The organism is Parafrankia sp. Ea1.12, from assembly GCF_900465275.1.
GTDB lineage: Bacteria > Actinomycetota > Actinomycetes > Frankiales > Frankiaceae > Parafrankia > Parafrankia soli.
The window spans coordinates 1-14,898 of the sequence record NZ_UBIZ01000404.1 but is presented as its reverse complement, the minus strand read 5'-3'; the positions used below and the strand labels follow the sequence as shown (position 1 = coordinate 14,898).

Annotated in this window: 16 protein-coding genes and 1 pseudogene; 10 read left to right on the top strand and 7 right to left on the bottom strand. The window is 70.4% G+C overall.

The features are described from left to right. Positions 1 to 153: 153 nt before the first annotated feature. The 3 genes from FMEAI12_RS23550 to FMEAI12_RS23540 form a co-directional block, all read right to left on the bottom strand. On the bottom strand, positions 154 to 372 hold the full coding sequence (locus FMEAI12_RS23550; RefSeq protein ID WP_020464544.1) for a cold-shock protein: 219 nt from the start codon (positions 370 to 372) through the stop codon (positions 154 to 156). 296 nt (positions 373 to 668) lie between these two features. Continuing rightward, positions 669 to 1,613, bottom strand: coding sequence for a cold shock domain-containing protein (locus FMEAI12_RS23545; protein WP_112107872.1), 945 nt, complete (start codon positions 1,611 to 1,613; stop codon positions 669 to 671). Positions 1,614 to 1,684: 71 nt separating this feature from the next. Beyond that, on the bottom strand, positions 1,685 to 2,533 hold the full coding sequence (locus tag FMEAI12_RS23540) for a class I SAM-dependent methyltransferase (protein ID WP_041255161.1): 849 nt from the start codon (positions 2,531 to 2,533) through the stop codon (positions 1,685 to 1,687). Positions 2,534 to 2,814: 281 nt separating this feature from the next. Here FMEAI12_RS23540 and FMEAI12_RS23535 point away from each other — a divergent pair, with 281 nt between their 5' ends. Next, entirely contained in the window at positions 2,815 to 3,384 is a 570-nt protein-coding gene (locus FMEAI12_RS23535; RefSeq protein WP_112107871.1) for a hypothetical protein, read from the top strand. A 59-nt stretch (positions 3,385 to 3,443) separates the two neighbouring features. Here the strand turns inward: FMEAI12_RS23535 and FMEAI12_RS23530 are convergent, their stop codons facing one another. Beyond that, on the bottom strand, positions 3,444 to 4,121 hold the full coding sequence (locus FMEAI12_RS23530) for a response regulator transcription factor (protein ID WP_071064900.1): 678 nt from the start codon (positions 4,119 to 4,121) through the stop codon (positions 3,444 to 3,446). After that, on the bottom strand, positions 4,118 to 5,332 hold the full coding sequence (locus FMEAI12_RS23525; RefSeq protein ID WP_235014358.1) for a sensor histidine kinase: 1,215 nt from the start codon (positions 5,330 to 5,332) through the stop codon (positions 4,118 to 4,120). The genes FMEAI12_RS23530 and FMEAI12_RS23525 overlap by 4 nt, the downstream gene beginning before the upstream one ends. Before the next feature lie 270 nt (positions 5,333 to 5,602). On the opposite strand from FMEAI12_RS23525, the gene FMEAI12_RS23520 reads away from it, so the two are divergent. The 4 genes from FMEAI12_RS23520 (at position 5,603) to FMEAI12_RS23505 (ending at position 9,623) form a co-directional block, all read left to right on the top strand. Continuing rightward, positions 5,603 to 7,774: an MMPL family transporter gene (locus FMEAI12_RS23520; protein ID WP_112107869.1), complete on the top strand. Its 2,172-nt coding sequence runs from the start codon at positions 5,603 to 5,605 to the stop codon at positions 7,772 to 7,774. Between the two features lie 3 nt (positions 7,775 to 7,777). After that, positions 7,778 to 8,110, top strand: coding sequence for a hypothetical protein (locus FMEAI12_RS23515; protein ID WP_112107868.1), 333 nt, complete (start codon positions 7,778 to 7,780; stop codon positions 8,108 to 8,110). Positions 8,111 to 8,364: 254 nt separating this feature from the next. Further along, a complete protein-coding gene (locus FMEAI12_RS23510) occupies positions 8,365 to 9,000 on the top strand; it encodes a maleylpyruvate isomerase N-terminal domain-containing protein (RefSeq protein ID WP_112107867.1) in 636 nt (211 codons plus the stop codon). A 95-nt stretch (positions 9,001 to 9,095) separates the two neighbouring features. Beyond that, on the top strand, positions 9,096 to 9,623 hold the full coding sequence (locus FMEAI12_RS23505; RefSeq protein WP_112107866.1) for an NUDIX domain-containing protein: 528 nt from the start codon (positions 9,096 to 9,098) through the stop codon (positions 9,621 to 9,623). Positions 9,624 to 9,664: 41 nt separating this feature from the next. On the opposite strand, the gene FMEAI12_RS23500 is transcribed toward FMEAI12_RS23505, so the two are convergent. Both FMEAI12_RS23500 and FMEAI12_RS23495 read right to left on the bottom strand, forming a co-directional pair. Next, positions 9,665 to 10,114, bottom strand: coding sequence for a nuclear transport factor 2 family protein (locus FMEAI12_RS23500; RefSeq protein ID WP_071064894.1), 450 nt, complete (start codon positions 10,112 to 10,114; stop codon positions 9,665 to 9,667). A 32-nt stretch (positions 10,115 to 10,146) separates the two neighbouring features. After that, a complete protein-coding gene (locus tag FMEAI12_RS23495; RefSeq protein WP_112107865.1) occupies positions 10,147 to 10,800 on the bottom strand; it encodes a helix-turn-helix domain-containing protein in 654 nt (217 codons plus the stop codon). 163 nt (positions 10,801 to 10,963) lie between these two features. Here FMEAI12_RS23495 and FMEAI12_RS23490 point away from each other — a divergent pair, with 163 nt between their 5' ends. From FMEAI12_RS23490 to FMEAI12_RS23470, 5 genes and pseudogenes are all read left to right on the top strand, one after another. Beyond that, the gene (locus FMEAI12_RS23490) at positions 10,964 to 12,019 is read left to right on the top strand and encodes a zinc-binding dehydrogenase (protein WP_112107864.1); all 1,056 of its coding nucleotides are present in this window, start codon (positions 10,964 to 10,966) and stop codon (positions 12,017 to 12,019) included. A gap of 36 nt (positions 12,020 to 12,055) precedes the next feature. Next, positions 12,056 to 12,604: a nuclear transport factor 2 family protein gene (locus FMEAI12_RS23485; protein WP_112107863.1), complete on the top strand. Its 549-nt coding sequence runs from the start codon at positions 12,056 to 12,058 to the stop codon at positions 12,602 to 12,604. Beyond that, the gene (locus FMEAI12_RS23480) at positions 12,601 to 13,443 is read left to right on the top strand and encodes an NAD(P)-dependent oxidoreductase (RefSeq protein WP_112107862.1); all 843 of its coding nucleotides are present in this window, start codon (positions 12,601 to 12,603) and stop codon (positions 13,441 to 13,443) included. The genes FMEAI12_RS23485 and FMEAI12_RS23480 overlap by 4 nt, the downstream gene beginning before the upstream one ends. A 58-nt stretch (positions 13,444 to 13,501) precedes the next feature. Then, positions 13,502 to 14,299, top strand: coding sequence for an SDR family oxidoreductase (locus tag FMEAI12_RS23475; RefSeq protein WP_112107861.1), 798 nt, complete (start codon positions 13,502 to 13,504; stop codon positions 14,297 to 14,299). Positions 14,300 to 14,581: 282 nt separating this feature from the next. After that, a pseudogene (locus FMEAI12_RS23470) lies at positions 14,582 to 14,898 on the top strand (ABC transporter substrate-binding protein); the annotation flags it as partial.

Here is a 14,898-nt window from a genome sequence, read left to right as displayed (position 1 = left end):
GACCACCGCCCCGCCGACCCGCCGCGTCGCCCCCCGCACCCGCGGCCGCTGACATGTCAGACGGCGCCGCCCCACGGGCCGGTGATGACGCAGGTCATCCCTGAAGGGGCGGGGCCGGCCCGCGACCAGCATCAGCGCAGGTGGGGGCACCTGTCAGAGCTTGCGGACGCGGGTCGCGCGGTAGCGGAAGCTGTCCTGCCGGACCTGTTCGTAGTCGAACTCGACGCGGTCGCCGGCCTCCAGGAAGCGGTACCCGTCCATCTCGATCATGCTGAAGCCAACCCACGCGTCGAACCCAGGCGGCAGGTCGGGGGAGGAGATCGCTCCCCACCCCCGCTCGGCGTTGTAGAACTTCACGGTGCCCTTGGTCATTGAGCCAGAATGACCTGTTCGCTCCTGCGCGGCGATCGAGTTTCGCGGGGCGGCCGGCCGTTCCAGCACGCCGCTTCGGACAGCTCCGAGAACCGCGGCGGCGGCGGCAACTCCCGCGACGAGCCACAGCCGGCGTCTGGCCCGCCGCCCATGCGCTTCCCCGTCGTCGACCACGAAGGTGGTTGTACGGCAAGGAACGCGCCGCCGCCATCCCCCGGGTCTTCGATCAGAGATCAAGCGGGGCCGCGATCTCTCCGCCTACGGCTATCCCGTCCGGACTGCCGGGTGGGAGTGGATCAACCGGTAGCACGCAGGTCCGCGCATCCGGACTCGTCCGGCAGCAGCGGGCGGAAGCTGACCTTCCACTGCCTGCCGTCGGACGTCCACCGTGTGGTGGTCACAGCCGTACGCGCCGCTGCCAGCAGCTTCGTCGCGTTGTCGCCGCTGGCTGTCACGCAGCTCAGATCGACGCCTCCGCCGACCGGCTCGCCCGGCAGCGCCGGCCCGGGCCAGGCGCGCTCAGCACCCGCCGGATCGCCGCCGCAGGGGTTGGACGGAACGGTGCTGTCGGAGGGGGAGGGGCAGTCTCCGACCCAGGGGGAGGCGATCGCGGCCACCGCAGCCGGAATGTACGACTCGGGTTCGCTGACCGCACCCGGGCCCAGCGCGGTGGGCAGGTCGGTGAGTGCCGTGAACAGCTCCTGGGCTGCCCGCCGTGCGGACTGCTGCTGCGCTGTCAGCCCGTGGCCGTCCGCCTCGAAGAGCGCTTCCACCTGCATCGTCTCGACGCCGGCCGCGGTCCGGAGGGTGAAGCGGGTCGACGGTGCATCCGCGACCGGTGGCTGACCGAAGTCCTGTTCGGCGCCGACGCCGGCCGCGGCCGCGCGGTCGACAAGCTTCCGCACATCGGCGGCCGAGATCCGCCTCAGTTGGATGTTCGGCAGCGCCGGCCCCGGATAGGCGAGGGTCTGCGGACCCTCGCTCATGACCCGGCCGTCGGGGTAGACGGCCACTATCGGCAGCCGGGTGGCCAGCATCTCCGGTGTCACGAAGCCGCCGACCCAGTCCACCCGCAGCACGGCGGTGTCGGCGCGGGCACCGGTGCCGGGGCTGTCACCGGCGGCGGCGCTGCCGCCGACGACGCTGTCCCGCACGTCGGCGGCGGCCCCGGCACAGGCCGCGGCCGCGAGAACCAGGGGTACGACGGCGGCCACCAGGCGGGCGCCGCGGAGCGTCATCATCGCCATGGCCCTTGGACGCAGCGGGCCCCGGTCCGGTTCCCCTCAGGAAGGGATGAACCCACAGTCCGCTGTCACGCCTTCCTGATGGCCTTCAGTGCGTACAGCAGCGGCACACGTGGATCCGTCTCCGGTAGCCGCCACCAGCCGTCCTCCCCGCGGACCATACGTTTCCACCGTGGCCACGGCAGCGCGTCGGTCTCCCTCAGCCCGGTCACGGTCAGGTCCGCCCCGACCAGCGCGTCGATCACCTCGCCGAGACCGTGCGTCCATTCATAGGCGACCGTCGCGCTCCCCAGCGCGGGGCCGTCGGTGTACGTGTAGGTCGCGTCGCGCTCGATCGGGCCCCGGCCCGCCAGGTAGTCATGGCGCAGCAGCAGTTCCTCGCCGACGCCCGGTGGGGGCTTGGGACCCAGCGCATTGAACAGCGGATGAAACTCCACCAGATACAGCCGGCCACCGGGACGCAGCAGACACGCGACCTCGGCGGCCCACCGGGGCAGATCGGGTAGATAACACAGCGCACCCTTGCCGGTGTAGACGACATCGAAACAACCTTGGCCCAGCACGCCCGCCGCGTCGTATACGTCAGACCGCACGTACCGTAGGTCGGCGCCGGCCCGCGACGCGATCTCCCGCGCCCGTGCGACGGATTCTCCGGAAAAATCCAGTCCCACCGCGCGGGCGCCTCGGCGTGCGAACGCAATGGTTTCCGTGCCGAGATGACACTGCAGATGGACGACGTCCCGGCCCGCCAGGTCGCCGAGGTCCTCCCATTCGAACGGCGCAAACCAGTCGAATGGTTTCCTGCTACCGTCGAGGCCGTAGAACGCGCTCGCCACGTGCACCGGGGTGCGGGCGTCCCAGTTCGCCTCGTTCGCCCGCATCATCCGCCGGACCTCGGCATCGAACTCCTGCGTCATGAGCCACAAAATAAGCGAGGCGCGCTCCGCGGCCTGTCGAACGCGGAACGAGTCTCAGTGGCCTTGGTGGGCCAGCCACGCCAGGGTGTCGTCGGTGATTTGGCGCCAGCCATAATCGAACAGAGCGGTGTGGGGGATCGGGAGATCCCTGGCCTCGAGGACGTGGTCGCCGACGCCGGACTGGCATGCTGGAGGCCCCTGCCTGTCAGCATGATGTGAGACGGTGACAGCCAACATCGAGAATGCTCTCGTTGCGGCCAGCCGTCTGGGACACTGCTGAGGTGAGTACCGGCTCGGCGCCGCCGCCCCTGAATATTCGATGCCTCACCGAGACGCCGAAGGACTACGGCGACTACGGAAAATTACTTTCTCCGCATCCCGTCGACGGCGAGATTGCCGCGTTGCTGCGTGAGGTTGAGGCGTTTGACCGATTCCCCGAGCTGATTGGTGCCCTGACGCCGCGGGTGGGCTGGGAGGCGCTGTGGGTCTTCGCGCGGCGCGCGGCCACGTTCGCGGTCCGGCGGCGTGACCCGGAGCTGCTCCGTGCCGGCCTGGTCGCGATCGGCGTGGCCAGCCGCAACAGCCTCGACTACCGGGACGAGCTGGTAGCGCTGGCGATGTTGTGGCACAGCGCAGGACTTCTCGACCTGGATGCGGAGGAGGAGGTCCGCGCAGCCGCGGCCAAGCTCCCGCTCTTCGTCGGCACGGCGAGGCACGCTCCGCCGTCGGAAGCCGAGGCCGACCGGCTGACGTGCTGGCTCGAACGGTCGCCACGCAATCAGTCGCTGGCCGTGATGGGGCTGCGTGAAGGAAAAGACAAAAGTGGCTTTCGCTATGTTCAGCATCTTTGACCGCGGCGCTCCGCCGACGACCGGCAGCTCGAGCTGCGCGAGCTACCGTCGGTCCGGACTCATCGGCCGATGTCATGGTCGCCGGCTTCGACCAGTCCACTTTCGTACGCGAAGACCACAACCTGGGTACGGTCGCGCAATCCGAGCTTGGTGAGGATGCTCGACACGTGCGACTTGACGGTCGCGGGTCCGATGAAGAGTTCCTGGGCGATCTCCGAGTTGCTGGACCCCCGGGCGACGGCGACCACCACATCACGCTCCCGATCGGTGAGGCGCTCCACGCGGCGGGAGGGGGCGGAGCCGACAGCACGGCGCTCGGTGAACCGCCCGATGAGACGCCGGGTGATCGACGGTGCCAGCAGCGCGCCGCCATCTGCCACCGTGCGGACAGCGCCGGCGAGCTGGTCGGCGGGGATGTCCTTGAGCACGAAGGCGCTGGCGCCGGCGCGTAGTGCCTGGTAGACGTACTCGTCCGGATCGAACGTGGTCAGGATGAGCACCCGCACGTCCCAGTCGGCCTCGGCGAGGATTCTCGAGGTCGCTTCGAGTCCGTCCATCGCCGGCATCCGGATGTCCATGAGGATCACATCGGGACGATGCTGTCGCGCCACCTCGATCGCCTCGAGTCCGGTCCCGGCCTCGGCCACGACCTCGATGTCGCCGTGTACCCGCAGGACCATGGCCAGGCCTCCGCGGACCAGCGCCTGGTCGTCGACGATGAGGACGCGGATGCTCATGCGGGACTCCCTCCGATCGGCAGGCGGGCGACCACCCGGAACCCGCCGCCCGCGGCCGGTCCCGCGTCGAGGCTCCCGCCCAGCAGCAGCGCTCGCTCCCGCATGCCGATGATGCCGTGGCCGCCCGGGCCCTCGCGGACGGCACCCGGCTCGAGCGCGGCGGCGCCGCGCCCGTCGTCACGGACCTCGATGACGAGGCCGTTCTGTTCGGTGACCAGGCTGACCGTGGCGGGTGCGCCGGGGCCGGCGTGCTTGAGCACGTTGGTGAGCGCCTCCTGGATGATGCGGTAGGCGAACAGGTCCAGGCGGGCCGGAAGCCCGGCCGGCAGTCCGTCCGTGGCCAGCGTCACATCCACGCCCGCCCGGCGGATCTGCTCGATGAGCCGGGGCAGTTCCGCGAGGCTGGGCTGGGGCCCGAGATCGTCGGGGCTGGTCTCCGGTCGTAGGACGCCGAGCAGATGGCGCAGCTCCTCAAGCGCCTGGCGCCCCGCCTCCTCCACCGCCTCCATCGCCCGCAGGGCGGCCGCCAGGTCCTCGGCGGCGACGGCTCTGGCCCCGCTGGCCTGCACCGTCATGAGGCTCACCCGGTGGGCGACGACATCGTGCAGCTCCCGTGCGATACGGGTCCGCTCGTCGGTGACGATCCGGCGGGTCTCGGCGGCCCGTTCCCGCCGGAGCTGCGCGGTACGGTCCCCGCGGAGTTGCACACGGCGTCCGACATACCAGGCCCCGAACATCACGAGGCTGCCGAAGACGGGCACCTGCCACCAGGGGCCCGGATCGTCGAGACCGTCGACGCTGGCCAGCGCGGTTGCGGCGGCGGCTCCCGCGGGTCCCCGCCAGTCCACGGCGGCGTAACGGCCCACCGCGTACAGGCCGATGATCGTGGGCCAGCCGAGATGGGTGGTACCGCCGCCGAGCAGCACGGCCCAGGTGGTCAGCGCCACGCCCAGCACGAGCAGGGGCGCTCGTCTGCGCCAGTACAGCGCCGGGTTGGCCACGGCGCAGCCCACGAGGACGAGGATCGGGGCGTCACCGATCGAACGAAACAACAGCGTGTCGCCGGGCCCGTCCACCACGAACACCGTCATGACGAAGGACGCGAGGGCGAGGGCGGCGTCCGCGGCGCGCGGCCAGCGGGCGAATGGACCCCGAAACCGCCCCGGAGCGTTCTCTGGTGGCGTCCGGAAGGGCGGCGCCGTGCGGTTCACCGTCACTTCTCAGCGCGGTTCACGGCTGGCGGCCGCGGTTTCGCAATGGGCACCGCCTCACGGTAGGCGAGGCCGGAAGAGTAGTCGCCAGCCTCCAGGCGTAATGCGGCCTCCCCCGTGAGGCGGAGAGGAACCTCGAATCCGCGCCGTGCGACCGCCTTCCGGCGGGGCACCGAACCCCTCCGTGGGCGGGCGACGACCCGGGATGCCGACAAGCACAGTGGAGCGGCGCAGGAACGGAACGCGACGCCGCTCTCAGGAGAACCAGCCATGAAACAGTTCACCCGCCGCATCGGGGACGCGGCCGCGCACCGGCCAAAGCTCACGATCGCCGTCTGGGGGGTCGTCGCCGCTCTTCTGCTGGCTCTGGCCGGTACGGTCGGCGGCCCTTTCGCCGACGACCTCGTCGCTCCGGGCAGCCAGAGCGAGAACGCGATGGAGCTGCTCGAGGAACGTTTTCCCGAGGCGGCCGGGGGCAGTGCCCTGGCGGTGTTCGCCGTGGCGGAAGGACAGCGACTCGAGCGTCACCGCGACGCCGTCTCCGCGGCGGTCGCCCGCATCGAGGGCGTGGAGCACGTCGCCACCGTGACCGATCCGTTCACCGCCGGCACCGTGTCGCCCGGGGGACGCATCGGCTTCGCCGAGATCACCTTCGACGTGCCGGCGACGGAGGTCGGCACGGAGGCCCTCGCCGCGATCACCGACCAGCTGCGGCCGGCGCGGGACGCCGGTCTCGTGGCGGAGCTCGGCGGCGACGCCGCGTTCATCAACGCCGAGGCGGCGACTTCGGGCACGGAAATGGTGGGCCTGCTGGCGGCGCTGGTCGTGCTGGTCGTCGCGTTCGGCACGATCGTGGCCGCACTCGTCCCGATCGTGCTCGCCCTGGTGACCGTCGCCGCCGGGGTGGGTGGCATCGTGCTGCTGGCCAACGCCATGGACGTGTCCTCGGCGGCCCCCACGATCGGGGCGATGATCGGTCTGGGTGTGGGCATCGACTACGCCATGTTCGTCGTGGCCCGCTACCGCGAGAACCGCGCGGCCGGCCAGGACGATCCCACCGCGCTCTCGAACGCGATGGGATCGTCGGGCACCGCGGTCCTGCTCGCCGGGGGCACCGTCGTCGTCGCGATGCTCGCCCTCGTGCTGACCGGCCTGGGTTTCCTGGCCTCGATCGGTCTCAGTACGTCCCTGGTAGTGCTGTTCGCCGTGGCGAGCGCCCTGACACTTCTGCCGGCGCTGCTCACGCTGCTCGGCGGCCGCATCGACGCGGGGCGGGTCCTGGGGCGCAGGCGCGCCGCCCGGCATCCCCGGGACACGGCCTGGTGGCGCCTCGCCCACCGCGTCTCCGGCCGGCCGTGGCCGTACCTGCTCGTCGCCGCGGCGGTGCTGCTCGTGCTGGCCGCGCCGGCGCTGTGGATGCGGACGGGCTTCCCGGACGCCGGCGACGACTCGACCAGCACCACGCACCGCCGTGCCTACGACCTGCTGGCGGAGGGATTCGGCCCAGGGGTGAACGCCCCCCTGCTGCTCGTCGCCGACCTGCGCCGGCCGGGCGCGGACCTCGACACCGTCCGCGCGCTGGCCGGGCGCGTCGCCGCGGACACCGGCATCGCCACGGTCGGCGACCCACAGATCTCTCCCGCCGGGGACACGGCCGTGCTGCACGCTCTCCCCACCACGGCCCCCGCGGACACCGCGACGTCGGAGACCCTCGCGCGCATCCGTGACCTCGTCCCCGGCAACGTCGCGGTGTCGGGGACGACCGCGCTGACCGACGATCTCACCAGGCAGCTCGCCGACACCCTGCCGATCTTCATCGCCGCCATCCTGGCCGCGTCGTTCCTGCTGCTGATGGTGGTGTTCCGGTCTGTCGTGCTGCCGTTGAAGGCCGCCCTGCTGAACCTGTTGTCGATCGGCGGCGCGTACGGCGTCGTCGTCGCCGTGTTCCAGTGGGGGTGGCTCGGGAGTTTGTTCCGCCTGGAGGGGACGTACCTGATCGCGTCGCCGCTGCCGACGATCTTCTTCGCGGTCCTCTTCGGTCTGTCCATCGACTACGAGGTGTTCCTGCTCTCACGGATCCGTGAGGAGTACGACGCCACCGGGGACAACGCCGAATCGGTGGCCCGCGGCATGGCGGGAACGGGTCGCGTGATCACTTCCGCGGCACTGATCATGACGGTGGTGTTCCTCAGCTTCGTCGCCAACCCCTCTCCGCTGGTCAGGATGATGGGTCTCGGGCTGGCGGCGGCGATTGTGCTCGACGCGACGATCGTCCGCATGGTGCTGGTTCCCGCCGCGATGGCGCTGCTGGGCCGGGCGAACTGGTGGCTACCCCGCTGGCTCGACCGCCGGCTGCCCCGGGTGGGCTCAGGCGGTGCCGGCCTCCCACGGCAGTGCGAGCCCGTGCTCGCCGTGCCTGCCGACCTGGTGAAACGCGACTGACCGATGGTCCACAGGCACCGGCACACCAGCCGGGAGGAGCCTGCCGGGCTGCACGACTCCGGTTACGTCTCTGTCACGGAAACCTTCTGGTCGGTCCGGCCCGGCGCCCACATCTTCGTCGTCGCGACGGTGAGCCGAAACGGCGGCAACGGCCCGCGCCTGCGCCTGTCTGCCGACCCCACAGGCGAGGGGACCACGGCCTGCACGCGCGCGCAGACGCTGGACCACCTGGCCACCCGCGCCGCCCGCTGGGCAGCGGGCGCCAGGGCTACCGCGGTGACCGGTCTCGTCCTCACCAACGCCGGGCTCGTCCTGATCCTGACTGGCTTCGGCTGACCCGGCGCCCCAGGGGCACCGCACCCACCGAGCGGAGTCGTCGTGTGCGCCAGCTCCACCCGCGGGGCGAGGCCGGTCAGGACTCCGACAGCGACCATGATTGTTGTCCGGCGAGTGGCGCTTGTCCGCGGACACAGCCGTCAGCCGTCAGCCGTCAGCTGTCAGCCGGCCACCGTCGCCGGTCAATGAAGGAGATATCCGCAGGCGACTCCTGGGCGTGCCGCTGGCAAGCAAGTCGCGGGAGGATCGGCCGTATGACATCAGGTAGGCAGCTTTTTCTGGACGTCGCCGCATCGGCTGCGGCGCTGCTGCGCGATCCGGCGGTCGCCGCGTCGTGGGAAACAGACAGCGCGTTGGCTGAATTCCGCGTCAGCGGGCTGACCGCGCACCTGGCCTGGCAGATCACCATCATTCCCCGGCTGCTCGCCGAAAAGCCACCGGACGAGGAACCCGTCGCTCTGTTCGACCACTACACCACCCAGGCGGTGTGGATCGGCGCGCCCCTGGACGACGACCTCAACGTGACCATCCGCCGCCTCAGCGAGGAGATGGCCGCGGACGGTCCGGGCGCGCTGGCGGCCCTGGTCGACGCCGCCATCGGTGAGCTGCGCGACCTGCTGCCAGCCGAGCCTGCCGGGCGGATCGTGAGCCTGGAGTCGATGGTGCTGTCCCTCGACGACTTCCTGACCACCCGCACACTGGAGATCGCCGTGCACTCGGACGACCTGGCGGTAAGTGTGGGCGTGCCGACACCGGAGCTGCCGGCCCCGGCCGCCGACACGGTACTCGCCCTGCTGACCCGTCTCGCGGTGCACAGGCACGGGCCCACGGCCGTCCTGCGTGCGTTCAGCCGCGCCGAGCGTGCCCCCGCCACGATTACGGCGATCTGAGCGGCGGGTAACCCGACGCGGGCGGCCGGATGTCGCCGTGAACCGCGCAGGCGTTCGGCAGGCGTGCCGGCGCCGACCGAATATGGTCGTGCGTCATGCGGAACTCGTTCTGTTCGTACTGCGGCACGAAGTACCAGCCTGATGTGGCGTGGCCGCGGGTGTGCGCTGGCTGCGGCGAGACAACGTGGCTCAATCCGCTTCCGGTGGCGGTGGCGTTGCTGCCCGTCGTGGAACCTGACGGCGGACGCGGTCTGGTGGTGGTGCGCCGCGACATCGACCCCGGCCGTGGCGAGCTGGCGCTGCCCGGCGGTTTCATGGAGCTGGACGAGGCCTGGCGCGACGCCGTCGTTCGGGAGCTGAGCGAGGAGACGGGAATTACCGAGCAGGCGGCGGATGTCCGCCTGTTCGACGTGCACAGCGGGAACGACGGCCGGTTCCTGCTGGTGTTCGGTCTCCTGCCGGAACGGCGTTGGGCCGAGCTACCGCCGGTGATCGCGACGAACGAGACGGCCGAGTGGCTGGTCGTCACGGAGCCGCGGCAGCTCGTGTTCCCGACCCATACCGACGCGATGGCCTTCTACTTCGCGCGAATCGAGGGGCAGGTGTCGGCCTCCGCCTCCTGAAGCTCGTTCAGGGCCGTCCTGGCGGGGTCCCGGACCAGGGATCATTCTGGGGCGAGCTGTGCGGCCGGGGGTGTGGTGCTGGCGGTCAGTGTCCGGGCGGTGCGGGCGACACGCCGGCTGATGCGCCAGCCCTCCGTGGTTCGGAGGAAGATGTCCTCGTAGCTACCGATCACATCGACCCAGTTCGCCGGATCGTCGGGAGTTACCAGGAGGACGCCGTGGACGTAGGACCGGACGGCCGCCCGGTCCCCGTCGATCCTGATGGCGATGTTCGATATGCGGTGGAACGTCGGGCCCATGTTCTCGTGGGTCCGTGCCATGACCTCGGTGAGCGCGTCGGCGCCGGTGAACTGTCCGAAGGAGCCGTAGTCGGCCTCGACGTCGGGCGTCCAGCAGGTTCGTAACAGTTCCCAGTCTCGTTGGTCGATTCCCGTGGCGTAGCGGACGACCACGTCGCTGATCTGCGCGTGGTCTTCCTGGAAGTTGGACACGGCTACCTTCCTGTCTTTCCCGGGTCAGCAGGCTATCCCCGGCCGGCGGTGCCGTGGTTGGTCTGCATCTGGGTGTACGGGCTGGCCTGGTCGGCGGCGTGGCCGGGCCGGGGCTGCAGCAATCTGATGATCATTTCGACGGTGCGTTCCACGGGACGGCTCCGTGCCGTGGCCGCGGACAGGAGGGTACGGGCCAGGATGGCGCCGAGCAGCATGTCGAAGACGTCGTCGGGATCGACGTCCGGGTCGATGCTGCCGGGCGGTGCGGCGCGGAGGATGTCCTGGAACTGTGGCCGTGCGGAGACCCGTAGGTAGAGATCCGGCGGGCGGGGCCGGCTGGACGCCTGGTGGTGGGCGAGGAGACCGGCCGCGGCCGCGCGGGACGCGGGGGCGCTGAAGGCTGCCAGGTAGGCGCGGACGAACCGGCGGATGTCTCGGCGGAGGTCTCCGGTCGGCTGCACGCTCGGCGGGCTGAGCCCGGGGAAGGTCGCTTCTTCGATCAGCTCGATCCGTGACCCCCAGCGACGGTAGATGGCCGAGGCGTGCACACCGGAGTGTGCCGCGACGGCCTGGATCGTGGTCGCGTCGAAGCCGCGTTCCACGAGGAGCTCGCGGGTCGCCGCCAGCGCGCGTTCGTCGATGCTCGTGTCGCGCGGGCGTCCTGGGCGGCGAGCAGGCTCTGCCATGCCCGCGATCGTATGGTCCGAGCGTTCCAGCCGGCACCGCTTCCCCCAACTTCCAGGACAGCGTCTCCCGAAAAATTTCAGGACGATGTCTTCTATAACTGGTTTGGTGTCGCTACAGTCCCGTGACGGGAACATGTCCTGGTCGCGGACGAGTGGAGAGCCGATGAGAGCCGCTGTGCTGCGGGCGGGAGTCGTCGAGGCCCGGGTTGTCGACGACCCGGTGCCGGGGCCGGGCCAGCTGCTGGTGCGGTCGCTCGCGTGTGGGATCTGCGCGTCGGACATCCACTTCATGGACCACCTGGAAGCGGGCGTGGACGACGACAGCGGGATGTCGACCTACGACCGTGATGTCGACATCGTCATGGGCCACGAGTACTGCGCCGAGGTCGTCGACCACGGCCCCGGCACCGAGCGGCGGATCCCCGTCGGCACCCGGGTGAGCTCGCTGCCGGTGCTGTCCACGGCCACCGGGCGGAAGATCATCGGGCAGAATCCGGAGTCGCCCGGCGGGTTCGGTGAGTATCTCCTGCTCGACGAGGCCATCACCCGTGTCGCGGTCTCCGAGCTCCCGAGCGAGATCGTGTGCATCGCCGACGCGATCTCGGTCGGCTGGTCGGCCGCCTCCCGGGCGCGGATGACGGCGAAGGAGGTGCCGCTGGTCATCGGCTGCGGGGCGATCGCCCTGTCCGCGATCGCGCGGCTGAAACGGCTGGGGGTCGGGCCGATCCTGGCGGTGGACTTCGTCGCCTCGCGTCGCGAGACCGCGCTGGCCATGGGAGCGGACGTGGTCATTGACCCCGCCGAGGTGTCCCCGTACCAGGCCTGGCGTGACGTGGCCTACGGGTCGCCCGAGACGATGAGGGAACTGATGGCGGTCGCCGGACTGCCGGGATGCGTCGTGTTCGAGTGCGTCGGTATTCCCGGTGTCCTGGATTCGATCATCAAGGGCTGCGAGCGCAACACCCGGATCTTCTCCGTCGGAGGTCCGCCGGACGGCGACCACCTGCACACGCTTACCGCCAAGCGGAAAGGCATCAACATCCAGTTCGGGGGCGGCCCGTCGATGCGGCACTGGGACGAGGCCTTCGAGGCGGTCTGCTCGGGCGACCTCGACGTCACACCGATGCTCGGCCGGACCGTCGGGCTCGACGAGGTTCCCGAGGCGCTCAACGCCTCCCGCGACGCCAACGGACCGGTCCGCATCGTCGTCGTGCCCTGAACCGGGTTCCCCGCACACGTTCGGAAGGACTGATGGATGAGTGAGATCGAGGAGCTGCGCGCCGCTGTCGAGACGCTGGCGGCAAGGGTCCGGCTGCTGGAGGACCAGGTCGAGATCATGCAGCTCGTCGCCCAGTACGGGCCCGCCGTCGACAGCGGGTCGGCCACCGCCACGGCGGAACTGTGGACCGAGGATGGCACCTTCGACGCCGTTCCTCACCTTCGGATGCGAGGCCGGGGTGACATCGTCGACATGGTCAACGGCGGCCACCAGAGCCTGATCCAGGGCGGCTGCGGCCACGTTCTGACCGTCCCGCACATTTCGGTCGAGGGGGATCAGGCGACCGGCCGCAGCTACGCGCTGAACATCCGCTGGGACGCCGACGCCGACCGGTTCCGGGTGGCCCGCGTCTCCGCCAACACCTGGCGCTGGACGCGTACACCGCAGGGCTGGCGCATCAGCGAGCGGGTGAACGCCAACCTCGACGGCACCCCCGAACACCGCGCCATGCTGGCCCCACGCCCACCTGCCGCCGGCGACCCGCCGGCCGAGGGCCAGCACGCACACAGCCTGGAGGATCGATGAGGATCGGATTCGTCGGGCCGGGCCGGATGGGCCGGCCGATACTCGACCGGCTGACGGCCGCCGGCCACGACGTCACGGTGCTGGTGCGCCGCCCGGAGGCCAGGGCAGCGGCCGAGGCCGACGGGCTGCGCTGGGCGGCAACCGTGGCGGAGACCGTCCATGACGCGGATGCGGTGTTCATCGTGGTGCTTCGGGACGACCAGGTCAGGCAGGTGTGCCTCGGCCCGGACGGGGCCATCGCCGCGATGAGGCCGGGGGCGACGCTCGTCCAGCACACGACCTGCGATCCCGCGACGGCGTGCCTGCTCTCCGAGCAGGGAGCGGGCCGGGGGATACGGGTCCTTGACGCTGCGCTGTCGGGTGGCCCGCACGACATCGCCGCCGGCCGCCTCACCCTGTGGGTGGGTGGCGACGAGGTACTGCTGGACGAGATGCGACCGGTCCTCGGGGTGTACGCGTCGCCGATCATGTTCGTGGGGGAGCTGGGTAACGGTCAGCGGGTCAAGCTCGTCAACAACGCGCTGTTCGTCGCGCAGGTGGGTCTTGCGGTCGACGCGGTGCGCCTGGCGGGTTCGCTGGGAATTGAGGAGACGGCGATCCTGGCGGCCGTTGCGCACGGCAGCGGCGCCAGCCGTGCCCTCGCGGTCGTCGCCGGTGGCGGGTCGGTGGACGCGGTACCCGGGCGCATCGGGGACCTCATGCTCAAGGATGTCACCGTGGTGCGCGAGGTCGCGCTGAGCGCAGGCGTGGATCTCGGGGTCATCGGGACGGTGCTGGCCTCCGACGCCGTCGAGACGAAGGTGTTCCGCCAGACCGGTGCATCCGCCCGGACACCCTGACCGCGGGCGCCGCCGGCGCCGCGGGCCGTCCGCCCAGGACCGAAAGGTGACAACAGTTATGACAGCCAAATACGGACCGTGGGGCATCATCGCTGGCGGGTCCGACGGAGTCGGCGCCGCGTTCGCGCACGAGATGGCAGCCCGGGGCCTGAACGTCGTCCTGGTCGCCCGGCGGGTTCCCGTCCTGGAGACGTTCGCCGAGGAGATACGGGCCCGGCACGGCGTCGAGGTCCGCACGGTCGCGCTGGACCTCAGCGTGCCAGGCGCCGTCGCATCGCTCGCGGACGCGACCTCCGACCTCGAAATCGGACTGTTCGTCTACAACGCCGGCGGCGACGACACCAGCACCCTCTTCCTCGACAAGGACCTCGACACCCATCTGAAGTTGATCCACCGCAACTGCGACAGCGTCCTCGAAGCCGCCTACCGTTTCGGCGGCCCGATGGTTGCCCGGCGGCGCGGTGGCCTGGTTCTGGTGACCTCCGGCGCGGCCTGGGCCGGCGGCGCGACGCTCGCCACCTACGGTGCCACCAAGGCCTTCGATCTCCTCCTCGCCGAGGCGCTCTGGGCCGAATGGCACACCAGCGGCGTCGACGTCCTCGCTCTCGTGCTCGGCAGGACCGACACCCCGTCCATGCGCCGCGTGTTCGACGCGAAAGGCGAACCCTACGGCGACGCCGCGGACCCGGCCGACGTCGCGAAGCAGGCACTCGACCACCTCGCCGACGGGCCCACCTGGATCTTCGGCAGCCAGAACCCCACCGGCGGCTCACCCTTCGGCGCGACAAGCCGTCGCGACGCCGTCCTCGTGATGAGCCGGGGATCATCCACGAGCAGCGCCAGCACAGGGTCCTGACACCACCCCGGGTCCGGGCCTGCCTCTGCCTGTAGCGGCCGGACGGTCAGCCGGATGGTCAGAGGAAGCCTGCTGTTCTCGTTCGCGAATGGTCACAAACTAGCCCAGATGACCCGAAATCATCGACGTCGAATCACGAGCCGGACTTTGGCTGCTACGGGCAAAGAGTTGGCCGAATGCGCAAAGACCTCCACGGTCCCACCCCCGATGATGTGTCGAGACGGCATCGCCGGTAAATCCAGGAGGGCAGGGGTAACGCTCATGCCCATGGAAGGGTGGAAGATGAATCGTGGGACGCGATTATTCGTCGCCGCTGTCGCATGCTGCGTGGCGCTTCTCCTGGAGGCCTGCGGCGGCGGCAGCGATCCCGCGGGGTCCGCGGGGCCCTCGGGTGAACCGGTGGCGGGTGGCGAAGGCCGGATCCTCACGTTGAGCGATCCGCGCACTCTGGATCCGGCGATCCTCGGCAACTCGTATGCGTCCGGCGGCTTCCTGGGCAATGCCCTGTACGGGACCCTGATGACCAACGATGAGGCAGACGAGGTCCAGTACTCGATGGCCGAGTCGTTCACCACGACCGACAACGGCAAGACCTTCAC